General features: G+C 59.8%; 19 protein-coding genes. 2 read left to right on the top strand and 17 right to left on the bottom strand.

The features are described 5' to 3' along the window. Position 1 precedes the first annotated feature (1 nt). From ccmI to ccmA, 9 genes are read right to left on the bottom strand one after another with little or no spacing between them, the layout of a single operon-like run. Positions 2-1,282 (bottom strand): c-type cytochrome biogenesis protein CcmI, encoded by a 1,281-nt coding sequence (ccmI, locus tag FPL19_RS12420; RefSeq protein WP_150912877.1) that lies wholly within the window; start codon positions 1,280-1,282, stop codon positions 2-4. A gap of 25 nt (positions 1,283-1,307) precedes the next feature. After that, entirely contained in the window at positions 1,308-1,799 is a 492-nt protein-coding gene (locus tag FPL19_RS12415; RefSeq protein ID WP_150912876.1) for a cytochrome c-type biogenesis protein, read from the bottom strand. After that, on the bottom strand, positions 1,796-2,335 hold the full coding sequence (locus tag FPL19_RS12410) for a DsbE family thiol:disulfide interchange protein (RefSeq protein ID WP_150912875.1): 540 nt from the start codon (positions 2,333-2,335) through the stop codon (positions 1,796-1,798). Before FPL19_RS12410 ends, FPL19_RS12415 begins: the two co-directional genes overlap by 4 nt. Further along, positions 2,332-4,344, bottom strand: coding sequence for a heme lyase CcmF/NrfE family subunit (locus tag FPL19_RS12405; protein ID WP_150912874.1), 2,013 nt, complete (start codon positions 4,342-4,344; stop codon positions 2,332-2,334). The genes FPL19_RS12410 and FPL19_RS12405 overlap by 4 nt, the downstream gene beginning before the upstream one ends. Positions 4,345-4,376: 32 nt before the next feature. Next, positions 4,377-4,853 carry a cytochrome c maturation protein CcmE gene (ccmE, locus tag FPL19_RS12400; RefSeq protein ID WP_150912873.1) on the bottom strand — a complete coding sequence of 159 codons (477 nt, stop codon included), beginning with the start codon at positions 4,851-4,853 and terminating at the stop codon, positions 4,377-4,379. Beyond that, a complete protein-coding gene (ccmD, locus tag FPL19_RS12395) occupies positions 4,837-5,112 on the bottom strand; it encodes a heme exporter protein CcmD (RefSeq protein ID WP_225314408.1) in 276 nt (91 codons plus the stop codon). The genes ccmE and ccmD overlap by 17 nt, the downstream gene beginning before the upstream one ends. Further along, positions 5,112-5,858, bottom strand: a complete 747-nt coding sequence (locus tag FPL19_RS12390) for a heme ABC transporter permease (protein WP_150912872.1) — start codon at positions 5,856-5,858, stop codon at positions 5,112-5,114. The genes ccmD and FPL19_RS12390 overlap by 1 nt, the downstream gene beginning before the upstream one ends. Positions 5,859-5,890: 32 nt before the next feature. Next, positions 5,891-6,589: a heme exporter protein CcmB gene (gene ccmB, locus FPL19_RS12385; protein ID WP_150912871.1), complete on the bottom strand. Its 699-nt coding sequence runs from the start codon at positions 6,587-6,589 to the stop codon at positions 5,891-5,893. Further along, positions 6,579-7,214 carry a cytochrome c biogenesis heme-transporting ATPase CcmA gene (gene ccmA / locus FPL19_RS12380; RefSeq protein ID WP_150912870.1) on the bottom strand — a complete coding sequence of 212 codons (636 nt, stop codon included), beginning with the start codon at positions 7,212-7,214 and terminating at the stop codon, positions 6,579-6,581. Before ccmA ends, ccmB begins: the two co-directional genes overlap by 11 nt. A 121-nt stretch (positions 7,215-7,335) precedes the next feature. On the opposite strand from ccmA, the gene FPL19_RS12375 reads away from it, so the two are divergent. Together FPL19_RS12375 and FPL19_RS12370 are read left to right on the top strand one after the other, a co-directional pair. Beyond that, the gene (locus tag FPL19_RS12375) at positions 7,336-8,769 is read left to right on the top strand and encodes a flagellar hook-length control protein FliK (protein WP_225314407.1); all 1,434 of its coding nucleotides are present in this window, start codon (positions 7,336-7,338) and stop codon (positions 8,767-8,769) included. Continuing rightward, complete coding sequence (locus tag FPL19_RS12370) at positions 8,766-9,095, top strand: EscU/YscU/HrcU family type III secretion system export apparatus switch protein (protein WP_150912868.1); 330 nt, start codon at positions 8,766-8,768, stop codon at positions 9,093-9,095. The genes FPL19_RS12375 and FPL19_RS12370 overlap by 4 nt, the downstream gene beginning before the upstream one ends. Positions 9,096-9,118: 23 nt before the next feature. Here FPL19_RS12370 and FPL19_RS12365 read toward each other — a convergent pair whose 3' ends face one another. The 8 genes from FPL19_RS12365 to FPL19_RS12330 form a co-directional block, all read right to left on the bottom strand. Continuing rightward, positions 9,119-9,511, bottom strand: a complete 393-nt coding sequence (locus FPL19_RS12365; protein WP_150912867.1) for a DUF2802 domain-containing protein — start codon at positions 9,509-9,511, stop codon at positions 9,119-9,121. Between the two features lie 69 nt (positions 9,512-9,580). Next, positions 9,581-10,069: a chemotaxis protein CheW gene (locus tag FPL19_RS12360; protein WP_150912866.1), complete on the bottom strand. Its 489-nt coding sequence runs from the start codon at positions 10,067-10,069 to the stop codon at positions 9,581-9,583. 128 nt (positions 10,070-10,197) lie between these two features. After that, entirely contained in the window at positions 10,198-10,953 is a 756-nt protein-coding gene (locus FPL19_RS12355) for a chemotaxis protein CheW (RefSeq protein ID WP_150912865.1), read from the bottom strand. Next, positions 10,946-11,746 (bottom strand): ParA family protein, encoded by an 801-nt coding sequence (locus tag FPL19_RS12350; RefSeq protein ID WP_150912864.1) that lies wholly within the window; start codon positions 11,744-11,746, stop codon positions 10,946-10,948. The genes FPL19_RS12355 and FPL19_RS12350 overlap by 8 nt, the downstream gene beginning before the upstream one ends. Positions 11,747-11,904: 158 nt before the next feature. Then, a complete protein-coding gene (motD, locus tag FPL19_RS12345; RefSeq protein ID WP_150914196.1) occupies positions 11,905-12,687 on the bottom strand; it encodes a flagellar motor protein MotD in 783 nt (260 codons plus the stop codon). Beyond that, on the bottom strand, positions 12,687-13,427 hold the full coding sequence (locus FPL19_RS12340) for a flagellar motor protein (protein ID WP_150912863.1): 741 nt from the start codon (positions 13,425-13,427) through the stop codon (positions 12,687-12,689). The genes motD and FPL19_RS12340 overlap by 1 nt, the downstream gene beginning before the upstream one ends. Continuing rightward, positions 13,427-14,560: a protein-glutamate methylesterase/protein-glutamine glutaminase gene (locus FPL19_RS12335; RefSeq protein WP_150912862.1), complete on the bottom strand. Its 1,134-nt coding sequence runs from the start codon at positions 14,558-14,560 to the stop codon at positions 13,427-13,429. The genes FPL19_RS12340 and FPL19_RS12335 overlap by 1 nt, the downstream gene beginning before the upstream one ends. Before the next feature lie 27 nt (positions 14,561-14,587). Next, a complete protein-coding gene (locus FPL19_RS12330; RefSeq protein ID WP_150912861.1) occupies positions 14,588-16,684 on the bottom strand; it encodes a chemotaxis protein CheA in 2,097 nt (698 codons plus the stop codon).

The following is a 16,684-nucleotide window of genomic DNA, read 5'->3' as shown; positions in this document are numbered from 1 at the left end:
GTCAGTTCGTCAGCTGGGTATCGATCACCAGAGTCACCGGAGCGGATTCATTAGCCGTCACCGGAATCGGGTCTGCCACCTGCCCCTGCCAGTCGCCGGGCCGGGGCATGGCATTGCCCGATGGCGAGAGCCGGGCCTGAACCCGCACCGCCTCAGCCCCTGAAATACTGGCCTGAGGCGACATGGCGTTGCGGTCGTCGAGGCGAACGACTGCAGGCAACTGCCCTGCGGTCAGCCGCGCCACCGCAAGAGGCGGCCCGCCGGCCTGGTCTGCCGATCGGGCAAACAGGAACAGTGGCGTATCGTCGGCAACCGCATTCTCGAACGCCGGATCAAGCTCCACTCTGACCGTTACGCCCGCCGAGCTTGCCGGGTCATCCCCGGATGCCGCCGGTGGCTCCTTGCCAAGACGCTGATAAGCCTGATCAATGCCGTCCCTGATAGCCGCAAGCTGCGGGTGGTCAGGCGCCACTTCCACAATTCGCTCCCAGTACTGAAGGGCTTTCTCGAAATTCTGCTGGCTGAACGCAGAAATCCCCAGCAGCCCCAGTGAATTCACTTCATCCGGATTCAGCGCCCGGGCCTTTTCAATCGCCTGTGACACGCCACCGGCCAGATCTCCCTCATTCAGGAAGAAGAGCGCCTGGGCCGACAACCCCCAGGCCGTGGCTTTACGCCGGGGATCATTGTCGATGTTGCCGGCCAGCTGTTCAAAAGCCCAGGCCGCGTCTTCGTACTGCTGGAGATTCATATAGGTCCGGCCGAGCATTCCCCATCCTTCGACGTTATCCGGACTGGCCTCCAGCTTCTCCCGCAATTGCTGCGCCAGCCCCTGCATCTGGCTGCGCCGGTCACCCTCGATAGTGGCCATTTCCTGCATCGCCAGAAACTGCTCAACCTGATCCATCGCGCCCCAGCGCTCATAAAAGAATACCGACGCTGCGGGAATGGCGATAACGCAGCCAAGCACAACAAGCAGCGCACTTCTTCCGCCCTTGATCATGGCCGGCGACTCCAGAACCCCACGGTCGGCGTCAGGCACATCGTCCAGCAGGCTGGCGGCCAGTTCGTCCCGAAGCTGCTGGTAACTTTCCTGATCCAGCGCGCCTGCTTCCAGTTCCCGGTCAAGCTCGTCAAGACGGCTGCGGTAAGCCAGCAGATTCTGGTTTCTCAGGTCCAGAGCGGCACGGCGTCCGGAACGGTGAAAAACCAGCGGGGCCACAATAAAACAGAGGGCCAGCACGATGAGCACGCTGGCGGTTAGCCAAAAGGTCTGTGTCATAAATCAGTCAGTCAATGGTTAAACGTCAGGATGAGGAACCGTTTTCGTCGCGGTCATTCAGTAATCTGGCAGCCCGGGCCCGTTCTTCATCGGTCAGCACGTCGTCGTTGGCAGTCTTGCGCCCGGAACGCCTGACCGTGAACACCACAACCAGCAGACCGATCGTCACCATCAACGCTGGGCTGACCCAGAGCAGGATGGTGCGTTGATTCACTTCCGGCTTATATCTTACGAACTCGCCGAAACGCGCAACCAGCGCCTCGGTAATTTCCCGGTCGCTGGCACCGTTGCGCATCATCCGATAGACCTCATTGCGCATGTCTTCGGAAATCGGCGCGTTGGAGTCAGCGATGTTCTGGTTCTGGCACTTGGGGCAACGCAGTTCGGCCGTCAGGGTCTGGAAACGCTGCTCCATCCTTTCGGTGTCGAACTGATAGACATCCCGGGACTGAGCCGCCGCCATCGCAGACGACAGCACCAGAACCATCATCAGGCAGGCTCTTACCGTCGGCATCATGATCCGCTTTCCCCGTATTCTTCCATCAATGGCTGGAACTTCTCATCCCAGACTTTCTGGTTCACCACGCCAACATGGCGATAACGGATAATGCCTTCGGGGTCGATGAAGTAGGTTTCCGGCGCACCATACACCCCCAGGTCGAACCCGAGAGTGCCGCGGGGATCAAAGATATTGAGCGCATAGGGATCACCCAGGGTGCTAAGCCATTTAAGCGCGTCGTCCCGGTTGTCCTTGTAGTTGAGGCCGACAATGCGAACGCCCTTTTGCCGGGCCAGCCACAGCAGATCGTCGTGCTCGTCCCGACAGGCGGGGCACCAGGTGCCCCAGACGTTAAGCAGTGACACCTGGCCACGGAAAACGTCCGGCCCAAGGGTCTGATCGGCGTCGCGAAGACTGGCGAGGCTGAACGGGGGAACCGGCTTGCCAAGCAGGGCCGATTCCAGCCGATTGGGGTCTTTGCCGATACCGGCAAACAGAACAACACCCAGAACCACCACAAGCACGACAGGCAGAAACATCAGAACCCGTTTCATGAAGTGGCTCCAGCCGCTTTTCCGGACGTGGTGGACGGCTCGACGGATGCCTGGCTGGCTGCCGGGGCCCGGGACTTGTCGCTCACCCGGTAGCGACGATCGGAAATGGCCAGGAAACCGCCCACCGCCATGAATATGGCGCCAAGCCAGAGCCAGCGCACCAGCGGTTTGTACTGCAGCCGGATGGCCCAGGCATCATCAGCCACCTGCTCGCCCACGGCAATAAAGATATCCCGGAACAGGCCGGCGTCGATGCCGGCTTCGGTCATGACGCTTCGCTGGACCAGATACTGACGCTTTTCCGGCAGCTGGACGGACACCAGTTCACCGTTGCTGTCGCGGATTTCAAAACGACCATATTCGGCCGTGAAATTAGCCCCTCGACGGTTGCCCGTTTCCGTAAAGGCCACCCGGTAGTCCCCCAGGCTGGTCTCATCACCGGGGGACATCCTTACATCCCGCTCAATGCCGTAGTTGGACGCAACGGTCGCGCCGGCCATGACGATCGCCATACCCAGATGACCCAACACCATGCCGTAATAACTGCGGGACTGACGGGTAAGCCCGTGCAGCCGGCCCTTACGGGACGCGGATTTATCCCACAGGTCCCAAAAGGTTGCCACCGCCACCCAGGAAGCCGCAAAGATACCGGCAAAGGCCCAGGGTCGAAACTCACCGTAACCCACCAGCACCATCGCGGTAATCAGCATGCTGACCGCCAGCGGCCAGAGCAGCTTGCGTCCGAGCCAACCGCCATCGGTTTTCTTCCAGCGGGAGAAAATACCGGCGCCCATCATCAGACCGGCGGCAATGGCCAGCGGGCTGAAGGTCAGGCTGAAGAAGGGCTCGCCAATCGATACGCGACCCATGTCCAGGTAATCAAGCACCAGCGGGTAAAGTGTGCCAAGCAGCACCAGCAGCGTGGCTGCCACCAGCAACACATTGTTCAGAAGCAGGAAGACCTCTCTGGAAAGCCCAGCGTAGCGAGCCCGGACATGCACCACCGGTGCACGGAAAGCGTAAAGAGTAAGGCTCGACACGATAGTGATGCCCAGCAACGCCAGCAGGAACACGCCACGCTCCGGGTCCGATGCAAAGGAATGCACAGAAGTAAGCACCCCAGAGCGGACCAGGAAAGTGCCCAACAGGCTCAGCGCAAAGGTAACTATGGCCAGCAACACGGTCCAGCTTTTGAATACGCCGCGTTTTTCCGTCACCGCCAGGCTGTGAATCAGCGCCGTGCCCGAAAGCCAGGGCAACAGGGAAGCGTTCTCCACCGGGTCCCAGAACCACCAGCCGCCCCAGCCCAGCTCGTAGTAGGCCCACCAGCTGCCGAGCGCGATTCCCAGGGACAGAAATGACCAGGCCACCGTGGTCCAGGGGCGGGACCAACGAGCCCAGGCAGCGTCCAGCCGGCCATTAATCAGCGCCGCAATGGCAAAGGCGAAGGCAACAGAAAATCCGACATAACCCATGTAGAGCATGGGCGGATGAATAATCAGCCCGAAATCCTGCAACAGCGGGTTAAGATCAGCACCGTCTGCGGGAACATTGGGCAGTATCCGGTCGAAAGGATTGGAGGTCAGAATGGTGAACAGCAGAAAACCGATCGTGATCATCCCCATGATCGACAGCACCTGCGCCACCATCACCGGAGGCAGCCGACGGCTGAAAACCGCAACGGCAAGAGTCCAGCCGGCAAGCATCAGTATCCACAGCAGCAAAGACCCTTCATGGCCGCCCCAAACAGCGCTGAATTTGTAGTACCAGGGCAACAGGCTATTGCTGTTATTGGCCACATAGGCCACCGAGAAATCGTCGGTCATGAAGGCGTAAGTCAACAACCCGAAGGCCAGTCCCACAAACACGAATACGCCCGTTGACAGTGGCCGGGCAAACGCCTGCAACTGCTCCCGGCCGGTGACCGAACCTACCAGTGGCACCACCGCAAGCAGGGCTGCCAGCAGAAGCGCCAATATCAGTGCCATATGTCCTAGTTCGGGATACATCAACTTACTCCAGAAATCTGTGGTCGGCCGTATCAGTAACCGGTGGAAGTTTCAGTCTGTCCGGCGTTTGCACTGGCGCGTTTGCCAGCCGCTTTTTCCAGGGCGTCGTTTACTTCCGGGGGCATGTAATTCTCATCGTGCTTGGCCAGAACCTGATCAGCCACAAACAGGCCCTTTTCATTCAGGCGGCCCATGGCGACAACGCCCTGCCCCTCGGCAAACAGGTCTGGCAGAATGCCGGTGTACTCCATCGCCACTGACGAGGTGAAATCAGTCACGCTGAAGACGACTTTCAGGCTCTCGGGGTCCCTGACCACAGAGTTCTCCTTAACCATTCCCCCCGCCCGGATGCGAACATCCACCGGTGCCTCGCCCGCGGCAATCTGGCTGGGATCATAGAACAGGTTGATATTCTGTCGCAGAGCGTAGGTGGTCAGTGCCACGGCGATGGATACACCCGCCACCAGAAACAGAACAATCATCAGCCGCTTTTTACGAATCGGATGCATTTTGCCTACCATCAGTCGTTTGAAGGTTTTCCGTATTGCCCGGGGAACCCACCCGCGCAAAATCAGCGCCGGCAGAACCGGGCGCTGTTTTAGTGGCCGTGGTCTGGCGCCGCGCCAGACCCTCTAGGGCTACCCTGCGCTGTCTTTTCGACCAGGCAATGAATACGAGCGAAAGCGCGAAAAAGACGAGGTAACAGGCCCAGACGTAGGGCCCGTGACCTTCCATCGCAATAAATGCCTCAAAAGAATCGAAGGCCATCAGGCGTTACCCCCGGGTTGCACCAGATTCCTGACCCAGCGGGTGCGCCCCTCTCGCACGAGAATTTCCGTCTGCATCCTCAGGCAGGCCAGCCAGCCAAACAGAAGATACAGCCCCAGAACCGCCATCAACAGCGGCACCCACATTTCCGCGGGCATGGTCGGCTTTTCCGTAAGCTTGAAGGTGGCGGGCTGGTGCAGCGTATTCCACCACTCCACCGAGTATTTGATAATAGGGATATTCACCACGCCAACCAGCACCAGCACGGCCACCGCTTTGGCGGAGGACTTCTCATCGGAGATGGCATTGCCCAGGGCAATGGCGCCGAAGTACAGGAAGAGCAGTATCAGCATGGAAGTAAGCCGGGCGTCCCATATCCACCAGGTTCCCCAGGTCGGCTTGCCCCAAACCGCTCCGGTAAACAGCGCCAGAAACGTAAGCACGGCGCCAACCGGGGCCGCGGACTTCACGAACACATCGGCAAGTTTCATACGCCACACCAGGGTTACCACGGCCGCCGCTGCCATCATGAGGTAAACAGACTGCGCCAGAAAGGCGGTGGGCACATGAATGAAGATGATCCGGTAGCTGTTGCCCTGCAGGTAATCCTGTGGCGCGAACGCCAGCCCCCAGACTATTCCCGCCAGAAACAGCGCTGCGCCAGCCCACAGCAGCCATGGCATCAGCCGGGACGCGATGTCATAGAACCACTTGGGAGACCCCAGCTTGTGAAAAATTTGCCACATTCGGTGTTCACCTTCCTCGTTGCGTCTTTCGGTTATCCGTTAGACAGGCTGATTCGCAGCGCTGCCGCGGCCGCAAAGGGTGCCAGGGTCAGTGCCAGCACCAGAAACGCGCCCATCAATGCCAGTTGCCCGCTGACTGGCGCGCCTTCGGAGGCAGCCATCACCGTACCCGTGCCGAAAATCAGCACCGGAATGTACAGCGGAATGATCATCAGCGACAAGAGCACTCCAGCGGACCTCAGCCCCAGGGTCAGGGCCGCGCCAATGGCGCCAATCAGGCTTAACACCGGTGTTCCGATCAGCAGCGTTAGACAGAGAATGGCAATGGAGTTCCCGTCCAGATGCACCATCACCGCCAACAGCGGCGTCAGCAGCACCAGCGGCAGGCCAGTTAACAGCCAGTGCGCCAGCGACTTCGCCAGTACCAGCAGGAACAGAGGCTGGGGCTGGAGGACCAGTTGCTCCAGTGTGCCATTGTCAAAATCATGACGGAAAAGATGATCCAGCGACAGCAGCACCGATAGAAGAGCAGCCACCCACAGGATACCGGCACCGGCCTGTTGCAGAAAGCCGATTTCCGGGCTTACCCCCAGGGGAAACAGCATCACCACCAGCACGAAAAACAGGAGCGGATTCAACAGGTCCTGGGGCTGGCGGAACCAGGCCCGGAGATCACCCAATATCACCGCTTTCATGGCCGCTGGCACTCCGGCCGAGATTTCAGAACTCATCCGGGCCCTCCCCCAACGTGATCCGCTGCATACCCGGCACCTGCAGATCGTGGTGAGTCGTGACAATAATACTGCCCCCTTCCCTGACCCGCTGAACCAGCAACCCTTCGAGGGCTTCCACACCCTGGGCATCAATGGCGGTAAAGATCTCATCGAGAATCCACAAGGGTTCATCGGCAATCAGCAATCTGGCCAATGCCACCCGGCGCTGCTGTCCAGCCGACAGCCTGCGACAAGGAACCGTCTCGAAGCCCGACAGGCCAGTACCCCGTAACGCCTGCAACAGATCACACCGGGAGCGGGGTTTGCGGCCGGCGGTCAAGGCTTCAAGATTCTCCAGGGGCGACAGCAAGGGCTTGATGCCGGGGCGGTGACCGATGTAAAGAGTATTACGCAGGAAGGATTCGCGATTGATACGACGGTTTTGGCCACGCCAGAGAATCTGCCCGTCCGCATTGTCATTAAGGCCGGCCAGCACCCTGAGCAGCGTGGTCTTGCCGGAACCGTTAGGCCCCTCGACACGGGTCAGGGTAGCGGGCAGTATGGAGAAAGACAGATCCCGGAAAAGGGTGCGATCGTCCCGCTCACAGTGTAGATCGACAGCCTGTAGTAGTGGCTCGGACATTAGGGCCCCGGAACTGATTCATTGAGCTGGCAAAGCAGTTGCTGCCGGCGGGCGGTATTATAACGAAAGCGCCCGAGGAATACTTTAATCAGGCCTCAATTCAGAGACCATGTCAGACACCATGAAAGTACCGAACGCCAGCCCGCCAACACCACCCAATCCTGACGGGGTTCCGAAACCCGCTGGCCCCGCCGCGGGCGGCACCCAGGCAACGGATGCCAGCACCGCAACTTCGGCGAAAGCCCAGCTTGCACATCTCAAGATCGCCAACCGGGAGACCGTGCTGGCCCGGGTCGCGGAAATTGTAAGTCAGCAGTCCTCCGGCGCCAGCCGCCTATTGCTGGATATCCGTGGCCAGAACCTGGCAGTCGATGCCAGCATCGGTAAAACGCCGCTGCAGACAGGTGACTGGGTCAAGGTGATGCGCGCCGGCAACGAGCTGCAGCTGATGGGAAAGCTGGCCCCCACAGCCGAATCCAGCGTCGCCCGGGCACTGGCCCAGCGCCTGCCCTGGCAACAATCCCTGGATGCGGGCCTGGCCAAGGTACTTGCAAGCCTGACCACCGGCGTGAAAACCGACACGGCCGCCGCCCGTCCGGCGGCACTGCCGCTGGCCGGAGCCAGTCAGCCTTTGCCGCCGAGCGTCAGGCAGGCCATCGACCAGCTTGCATCGCTGCTTCCCTCCCGCCAGTCCCTGGCGGCAGCGACTCCCTCCGATGGCCGGACACCCACTCAACCACCGCTGACGCCAATGGGCACGCCGCAGGCCACCTATACACGGGCACCGGAGTCGGTGGTGGCCAACCAGATTCGGCAATGGGTCGAGCAAAGCGGCCTGTTTGCGGAGTCCCGCACCGCCAGAAGCGCAGAAGCACCGCCGGCAGATCTGAAACTGGCCATCGGCAGAATTATCGACCGCCTGCTTCAGCAGCAGGGGCAGAACCTCAATAGCTTCAATCGGCTGACACCTATTCCAACGCCAGAGCTGATCCAGTCGCCGCTACAATTCCCGAATCCGGCTGCCGCCCAGGCGCCGCAGTTTTCCGCTGAACCCACGGGCGTTGGTCAGATGCTGCGACTGCTCGCCGGGGTACTGAACCGGATCACGGTGAATCAACTCCACAGCCAGGTGTTATCCACCCGAACCGCCGCCGATGCGCCAGCGCCGAACAACACCTTGGTGGTGGACTTACCGTGGCTGAACCAGAACAACGAGCCCAGGGTGATGCAGCTGCGGCTCGAGGAAAAAACCGGCGAGAACGAATCCAACAAACGGGCCCGCGGGCAGAAAACCGAATGGAAACTGTCACTGGCAATGAACCTTGACGACGCCGGCCCCCTGCATTTCGATGTAGCTTTGGGATTCGGTCAGGTATCGGCGCAGGTCTGGGCGGAAAGGCAGGCCACTCTTCAGCAGGCCACCGACCTGTTGCCGGAACTGCGAAAGAGCCTGACCGACCTTGGGCTGGAGGTTGTGGACCTTGAGTGCCGCAGAGGCATCCCCAAAGGCGCAACCACACAACTTGAACACCGGCTGGTGGACACACGAGCATGACAGGCAGCAACCAGAGACCGCCATCTCCGGCGGCAGTCGCGCTGAAATACGACGGTGAACGGGCGCCCACCATTGCCGCCACGGGGACTCACGAACTGGCGGAAGAAATCATCCGGATTGCCCGTGAACACGGCGTGCCACTGTATGAAAACGCCGAGCTGGCCGGCATTCTGGCCCGGCTGGACCTGAATGAGGAAATTCCGGAAACCCTGTACCGGGTGATTGCAGAGATTCTGGCCTTTGCCTTCAATCTGGAGGGGCGGACACCCGAGGACGCGGGCCGCTCCCTCCACCGCAAAACCCATCGCAAACCCGATAACAAGTAGGAAGCAGGTCTACTCTCCGGACATCAGGCGACCTGACGTTTGCGCAGGGCCGACACAAGTTCCGCTTCCGGTCGGGAAATACCACAGGTGTTCATCAGATCGTCGATATCCGCACCCAGGTCCACCAGGCGGGAAGCTTCATCATAGGAAATCCGCAGGGGGTCATTCTGGCGCATTTCGTCCAGTGTACCGCGCAGTTCGTGCAACTGGCGTTCGCAGCCAACCACCCGCTGGCCAATGCCCATACTGCCGCTGGCCGTTGCGTGGAGCTCGCGCCCCAGGTCTTCACACCGCTGTTTCATCTCCGCGCGCAGCTTGCCAATCTGTCGGCGGGCGAACACGGCCTGGGCAAACATCAGGCAGAGAATGGCAGCGGTCAGCAGCCAGGGAGCCTGTGAAATCAGAATTTCAGTCATTACGAACGTCCTCGTTTGTGGAACCACGGGGACGTCCATCTTCGGTCTGGTCAGGCCCTCAGGCCCTTCTTACAGTCCGGAAATTTCAGCCCACTCGTGGTCTGACAGCATCTTGTCGAACTCAACCAGAATGATCAGTTCGCCGTTCTTGTTACACACACCCTGGATGAACTTGGCACTTTCCTCGTTACCCACGTTCGGTGCGGTCTCGATCTCACTGGCCTTGAGGTAAACCACCTCGGCCACTGAATCCACCAGAATACCCATGACCTGGTTGGACGATTCCATCACCACGATGCGTGTGGAATCCGTCACTTCGGCGTCTGCCAGCCCGAAGCGCCGCCGGGTATCGATAACCGTTACAACATTGCCCCGCAGATTGATAATGCCAAGCACGTAATCCGGCGCACCAGGCACGGGGGCAATCTCGGTGTACCGCAACACTTCCTGGATCTGCATTACGTCAATGCCGTAGGTTTCATCATCCAGCCTGAAGGTCACGTACTGCAGTACCTGATCATCATGAGCCTGATTCTGTTGTCCGCTCGCGGATGCCATAACCTTCTCTCCTGTACGGCTGCCCGGCGGGCAACCTGATCGTCAAAAAAACATCATCAGCGCCCATTACTATAGTTCAGGGCACAAACCGTGCCAGTAGCGCAGGGCGCTGCCGGCAATCAATCGGATCAGCTCAGATCCAGGTGGTGCTCGCGTTCTGCACGCACCAACAGATCCGCCATAGTACGCACATCAATCAGCGCACACATATGGTCAATCACGGTACCCGCCAGCCATGGCCGCTTGCTGCGGGCCGTGCGCCAACGTACCTGGTCCGGCTTGAGGGTAAACGACTGGGCCACGTCATCACAGGCCAGCCCCCACTCGCTCTTGTCCAGGCGGATAATAAACTGGTAATTCTCCCGGGCGTCGGCCGGGGCGCGACCGGCCATGATCCACTCGGCGGAATCAACCACCCGCAGGTTACGATCACGGCCCGGCCTCATTCCCATATACCATTTCGGGCTGCCGGGTATCGGCTTGACTGGTTCATCGATTCGATGAATGGCCCCCAGCAGGATGAGTGGCACCGCCAGCTTCAATCCTGCCACGGTAAAAATCAGGCACTCAAACGGTTTATGTGACCATTCAGGGCGGCCGGGTGGTGCCTCTTCCGGCGGCTCCGTTGCTGCAACAAGTTCTGGCTCTGGCTCTGGCTCTGGCTCTGGCTCTGGCTCTGGCTCTGGCTCTGGCTCTGGCTCTGGCTCTGGCTCTGGCTCTGGCTGAACAGGCTCGACGGGCCGGGCCTCTGGTTCAACCGGCCATTCCTCGATGTCGACGGCCGAATCCGTCGCGGTATGGAGCAGTTCGTCAAGATAACTGGCCAGGGCCGAGCTGGGGCTGGCCACCTCTGTCAATTTTCTGTCGGCCCTTCTTTCAGCCATGACGGCGGCGCTCCGGACGGACACTGGCCGCCTCCGTCAGATCATTAAGCAGGCGGGCGTACGCGCGCACTCCATGGGTTTCGGAGTCAAAGGCAGACGGCGTAACTCCCGCCTGGCTGGCATCGCGGAATCGGGTATCCACAGGAATGGCAAAACGCCAGAGACTGTCCGGATAGCTCTTGCGAAGCTGATTCAGACTTTTCATCGAGGCCTGAGTCCGACGGTCAAAAAGTGTCGGCACAATGGTATAGGACAGCGGATTTTTCTGGGAACGCATGATCATCTCAAGGGTATGGAGCATTCTCTCAAGACCCTTGATCGCGAGGAACTCGGTCTGCACCGGAATAATCAGGTGCTGTGCCGCTGCCAGCGCATTCACCATCAGCACGCCAAGCGACGGCGTGTTGTCCAGCAATACATAGTCAAAGTCATCCCACAGCTGGGCCAGCGCGCGGGATATGATCAGCCCCATTCCCTCAACGCCCACCATCTTCCGCTCCAGTGTTGCCAGCGCCGTGCTGGCCGGCAACAGGGACAGGCCCTCGCAACTGGTGTCAGTGATGAGTTGTGCAGGCAGGCCTTCCGGCACCTTGCCCTGATACTGGAACAGATCAAACACACTGTGGCTGATGGTGTCGGGGTCGTGGCCGAACCAGCTGGTCAGGGACCCGTGGGGATCAAGATCGACCACCAGTACCCGTTTACCACGCTCGGCCAGCAGTCCGCCCAGTGCGACCACAGAAGTTGTTTTACCCACACCACCTTTCTGATTGGCTACAGCCCAGATCCGCACAGTCTACTCCCCGGAATGATTCGCTCCGGAACAACCGGAACATACAAAGAATTATCGGCTGTCATCCGCCCAACTTGAAGATTTTTCGGCAAGCAATTGCCACTACAGGGTTTTACGGAGGGTAAATACAGATATTGTGCCAACTCGTGCATCAGCGGCTATCTCAGCGCACCACGAATGCTGGCGTCGCGGGAGATCAGAAGCACGACGCGGCGGTTCCGGCGGCGTCCCTCTTCCGTGTCGTTACGGGCGACTGGCTGGTGTTCGCCGTATCCCACCGCTGCCATGCGTGCCGGATCTATGCCTTCCATCGACATCATCCGGACAACCGCCGCGGCCCTGGCCGCCGACAACTCCCAGTTGGAGGGGAAGGCGTTGGTCTGAATTGGCTGGTTATCCGTGAAGCCTTCCACCCGGATGGCGTTGTCCCGGTTTTCCAGAACCGAGGCGATGGTCTCGATCACCTCGAACGCGTCGTAGTGGGGTTCGGCATCGCCACTGCCAAACAGCAGACTGTTGCGAAGACTCAGCTCCAGCCAGGCTTCGTTGGATTCAACGGTCACCACGCCCTGGTTGATCAACTCATCAAACTCCAGCGCGAGTCTGTCTGCCATCGTCCGCAGGGCCTCGGTACGACCGGCCTCGTCCATATCCGGATTACGGGGCGCTTCAGTCACCGCGGGCTGGATGACATCCTCTCCCGATCCGATACCGGCCGCCGGCGGATTCTGGCCCACCTCGATAGGCTGTAGCGATCTCTGGGGGGCGTTAAAAACGCCAGTGAGGGTTTCCGACAACACCTTGTATTTGCCCTCATTCACCGAGGACACCGAGTACATCACCACAAAAAAAGCGAACAGCAGCGTTATGAAGTCCGCATAGGAAATCAGCCAGCGTTCCTTGTTGTGCAGGTCGTCATCCTGGATTCTGCGACGCCGGATCACTGTAAAAAGCCCTTCAGCCGGAGCTCGATGGATTTCGGGTTCTCGCCTTCGGCAATGGCGATAATGCCATCGATCATCATGTCTTCGTAACGGGTTCGCTCCCGGAGTATTCCCCGGAGCTTGTTGGCCACGGGGAAAAAAAGCAGGTTGGCCAGAGCCACGCCGTAAATGGTCGCGACAAAAGCCGTGGCAATGCCGCTGCCCAGAGACTCGGGATCTTCAAGGTTGGTCATCACCTGGATCAGCCCCATTACCGCCCCGATAATACCAATGGTGGGCGAGTAACCACCCATGGCCTCGAATACACGGGCCGACTCCAGATCCCGTTGTTCCCGGGATTCAAGCTCCACTTCCATGATCGAGCGGATGGTTTCCGCTTCGGAACCGTCCACCAGCAGTTGCAAGCCCTTTCGCGCAAAACGCTCCGGTTCTTTCTCGGCCAGCCCTTCCAGCCCCAGAAGGCCCTGCTTGCGGGCTTTCACGCTCCAGTCGATGACCTTGCCAATGCCGTCTTCCAGGCTGATGTAGGGCGGGAAAAACACCCAGCGAACCTGTCTTACGGCACGTTTGAGCAACGGCCAGGAGGTCTGCAGAATCGTCGCCGCCAGTGTGCCGCCAACCACAATCAGTGCCGCCGGCCCGTTAAACAGAGAACTGAGGGCGCCGCCTTCCAGCAGATTGCCACCCAGGATCGCCACAAAGGCGAGAATGATCCCCAGCAGGCTGAGAATGTCCATCAGCAGACCCCTTCCACAAGCCGGGGACATATATCGTCAAGGGACAGAACTTCGTCGGTCAGACCCGCTTTGGCCACCGCCATGGGCATGCCGTAGATGACCGAGGACTTTTCATCCTGGGACCAGACATCCGAACCGCTCTGCTTCATCAGGCGGCAGCCCTCTTTGCCATCCGCGCCCATGCCGGTCAGGATCACGCCCAGTGTTTTTCCAGGAAAGCCCCGGGCCAGTGACCCGAAGGTGACATCCACACAGGGCCGGTAGTGCAGGCGATCGTCTCCTGGCAGAATTCTGACGCGTCCCTGGCCTCCACGGTTTTCCACAATCATCTGTTTGCCGCCGGGCGCAAGCAATGCCAGCCCCGGCTTCAACAGATCGCCGTCTTCTGCCTGACGCACTTCAATCTGGCACAACCGGTTCAGGCGCTCGGCAAAAGCCGGCGTAAAACTCGCGGGCATATGCTGGATCAGCAGAAGCGGCGCCGGGAAAGACGCCGGCAGGCCCGTCAGAACCCGTTGCAGAGCCACGGGCCCACCGGTGGAGGTGCCAATGGCCACCACGCTGTATCTTTTTGCCGCCCCGCGGCGCGCACCCGGACGAGGCGCTTCGGGTTGCGCAGGCTTCACCGGCGGCGGTGCAACCGGGGTGCGAGGCCTGACAGGTCGATCAGTTCGGGGAGATGGCGCGGCGGGGCTGGCCGGAGATTTCTCGGCCGACGGTGCCTTTGCACCAGGACGGCTGCCCGCCACATCAAGAATCCGGTCGATCAGTATCTTCTGGAGCTGGCTTGAGTCCCGGGCAATTTCTTCGAAGTTTTTCGGCAGAAAATCCACGGCCCCGGCTTCCAACGCATCCAGGGTGACGCGGGCACCCTCATAGGTGAGGGAGGAGAACATCAACACAGGGACCGGCCGCCGGGCCATGATTTCCCGCACCGCCGAAATGCCGTCCATCACCGGCATCTCGTAATCCATGGTGATGACGTCGGGGCGGAGCTTTTCGGCCATTTCAACGCCTTCACGGCCGTTGGTTGCCACACCCACTACCTTGATCTGGCCCGATACCGTAAGGATTTCCGTCAGTCGCTTGCGGAAAAACCCTGAATCGTCAACGACCAGGACAGAAACCGTCATCCATTTCTCCTATGTCCGGGCATATTGCTAACCGTAGTGCTGGAGCAGACTCGGAACGTCAATAATAAGTGCGATGCGACCGTCGCCAGTGATCGTCGCCCCGGCCATTCCCGGGGTGCCCTGAAGCGCCCGACCCAGGGGCTTGATGACAACCTCTTCCTGGCCGACCAGTTGATCCACCACGAAGCCGACTCGGCGTGTACCCATGGCCACAATCACCACATGGGCGTTATCGGGCTCCGGCTCACCGCCATTGCGGACCAGCCAGCGCTTGATATGGAACAGGGGGAACACCTTGTCTCGGACAACAATACACTCACGGCCGTCGACAATATTCTTCTTGGTCAGATCAAGGTGGAAAATCTCCACCACGTTGACCAGCGGCAGCGCGAATGACTGCTCACCCAGCTTGATCATCAGCGTTGGCATAATGGCGAGCGTCAGCGGCACCTTGATCAGAATCCGCGAGCCCTTGCCCATTTCGGACTCCACCGCAATCTGGCCATTCAACTGGCTGATTTTGGTCTTGACCACATCCATGCCCACACCACGGCCCGACACGTCGGAGATCTGATCCTTGGTGGAAAAGCCCGCTGCAAAAATCAGGTTGAAACATTCGGTGTTGGTGAGGCGATCCGCCGCGTCCTGATCGTAAATGCCTTTTTCAACCGCCTTGCGCCTTAGCACGTTGGGATCCATGCCAGCACCGTCGTCGCTGATCGACAGCAGAATGTGGTCGCCTTCCTGCTCTGCTGACAGCACCACATTGCCCTGCCTGGGTTTGCCGGCTTTCTCGCGGACATCCGGCGCTTCGATGCCGTGATCCACGGAATTGCGCACCAGGTGAACCAGAGGATCGGACAGCGCCTCCACCAGATTCTTGTCGAGATCGGTCTCCTCGCCGTGCATCTCCAGATTGATTTCTTTCTTGAGGCTACGGGCAAGGTCACGGACAACCCGCGGGAAGCGGCCGAACACTTTCTTGATCGGCTGCATACGGGTGGCCATAACCGCAGACTGCAGGTCGGTGGTGACCACATCCAGGTTGGATACAGCCTTGTGCATGTGTTCGTCTTCGCTCTCACTGCCGAGACGTTGCAAACGATTACGCACCAGAACCAGTTCGCCCACCATGTTCATGATGTCGTCCAGGCGCTTGGTGTCCACCCGTACCGAGGTTTCCGCCACCGGCGCTGCCGCGTCCTTCGCAGGCATAGCGGGGGCCGCAGTGGTCGGTTCTTTCTTCGGCTCGGATTTTGGTTCGGATTTTTGTTCAGCCCTGGATGCCGGCTTTGGCTCCGACTTCCGGGCAGGCTCGCCGGGCTTGTCTGCAGGTTTCGCCGCGGCGCCGTCCGTGGGACTGCCACCCTTGCCATGCAGATCATCAAGCAGGCGCTCGAACTCGTCGTCGCTGATCAGGTCGGGGTCGCCACTTTGCTGTGAGGATGATGACGTGCCGGAATCAGGGGCACTGGCCGCTGGCTTTTCCACCGCCGGTGGGCCGGAGAATTGACCCTTGCCGTGCAGTTCGTCCAGCAGGCTCTCGAATTCATCGTCGGAAATTTCATCCCCGTCCGAGCTGTTGCTGGCGGTTTCCTTTTTCTCGTCTTCCAGCGCGTCAAGAAGCTGCTCGAATTCGTCGTCGGTGATGTCTCCGCCGTCTTCGCTTTCGCCATCATCCTGCTCCGCGGCTGACGCAGCGTCGGAAGGCCCGGCTTTGGCTTCGTCTTCGCTGGCGGGCACGGCAAGCCGATCCAGAGCCTTGATCAGCTCTTCCGGTGCCGGGGTGGGTTCTTCCTGTTGCCGCACCTGCTCGAACATTGAATTGACGTGGTCCAGTGCTTCAAGCACCACGTCCATCAGGTCCGAATCCACTTTGCGCTTGTGGTTCCTGAGAGTGTCAAACACGTTTTCCGCTGAATGACAGCAGTTCACCAGCGCGTCAAGCTGAAGAAAGCCGGCCCCGCCTTTGACGGTATGGAAGCCGCGAAAGATGGCGTTCAGCAAATCACTGTCGTCAGGGCGGCGCTCAAGCTCTACCAGCTCTTCCGACAGTTTCTCGAGAATCTCGCCGGCTTCGACCAGGAAGTCCTGCAGAATCTCTTCATCAGCATCCAACGCCAT

Origin of the sequence: Marinobacter halotolerans (genome assembly GCF_008795985.1) — a bacterium.
Taxonomy (GTDB): Bacteria; Pseudomonadota; Gammaproteobacteria; order Pseudomonadales; family Oleiphilaceae; genus Marinobacter; species Marinobacter halotolerans.
Note: the sequence above shows the minus strand (reverse complement) of the source record. Positions and strands in the feature narration are given on the sequence as shown.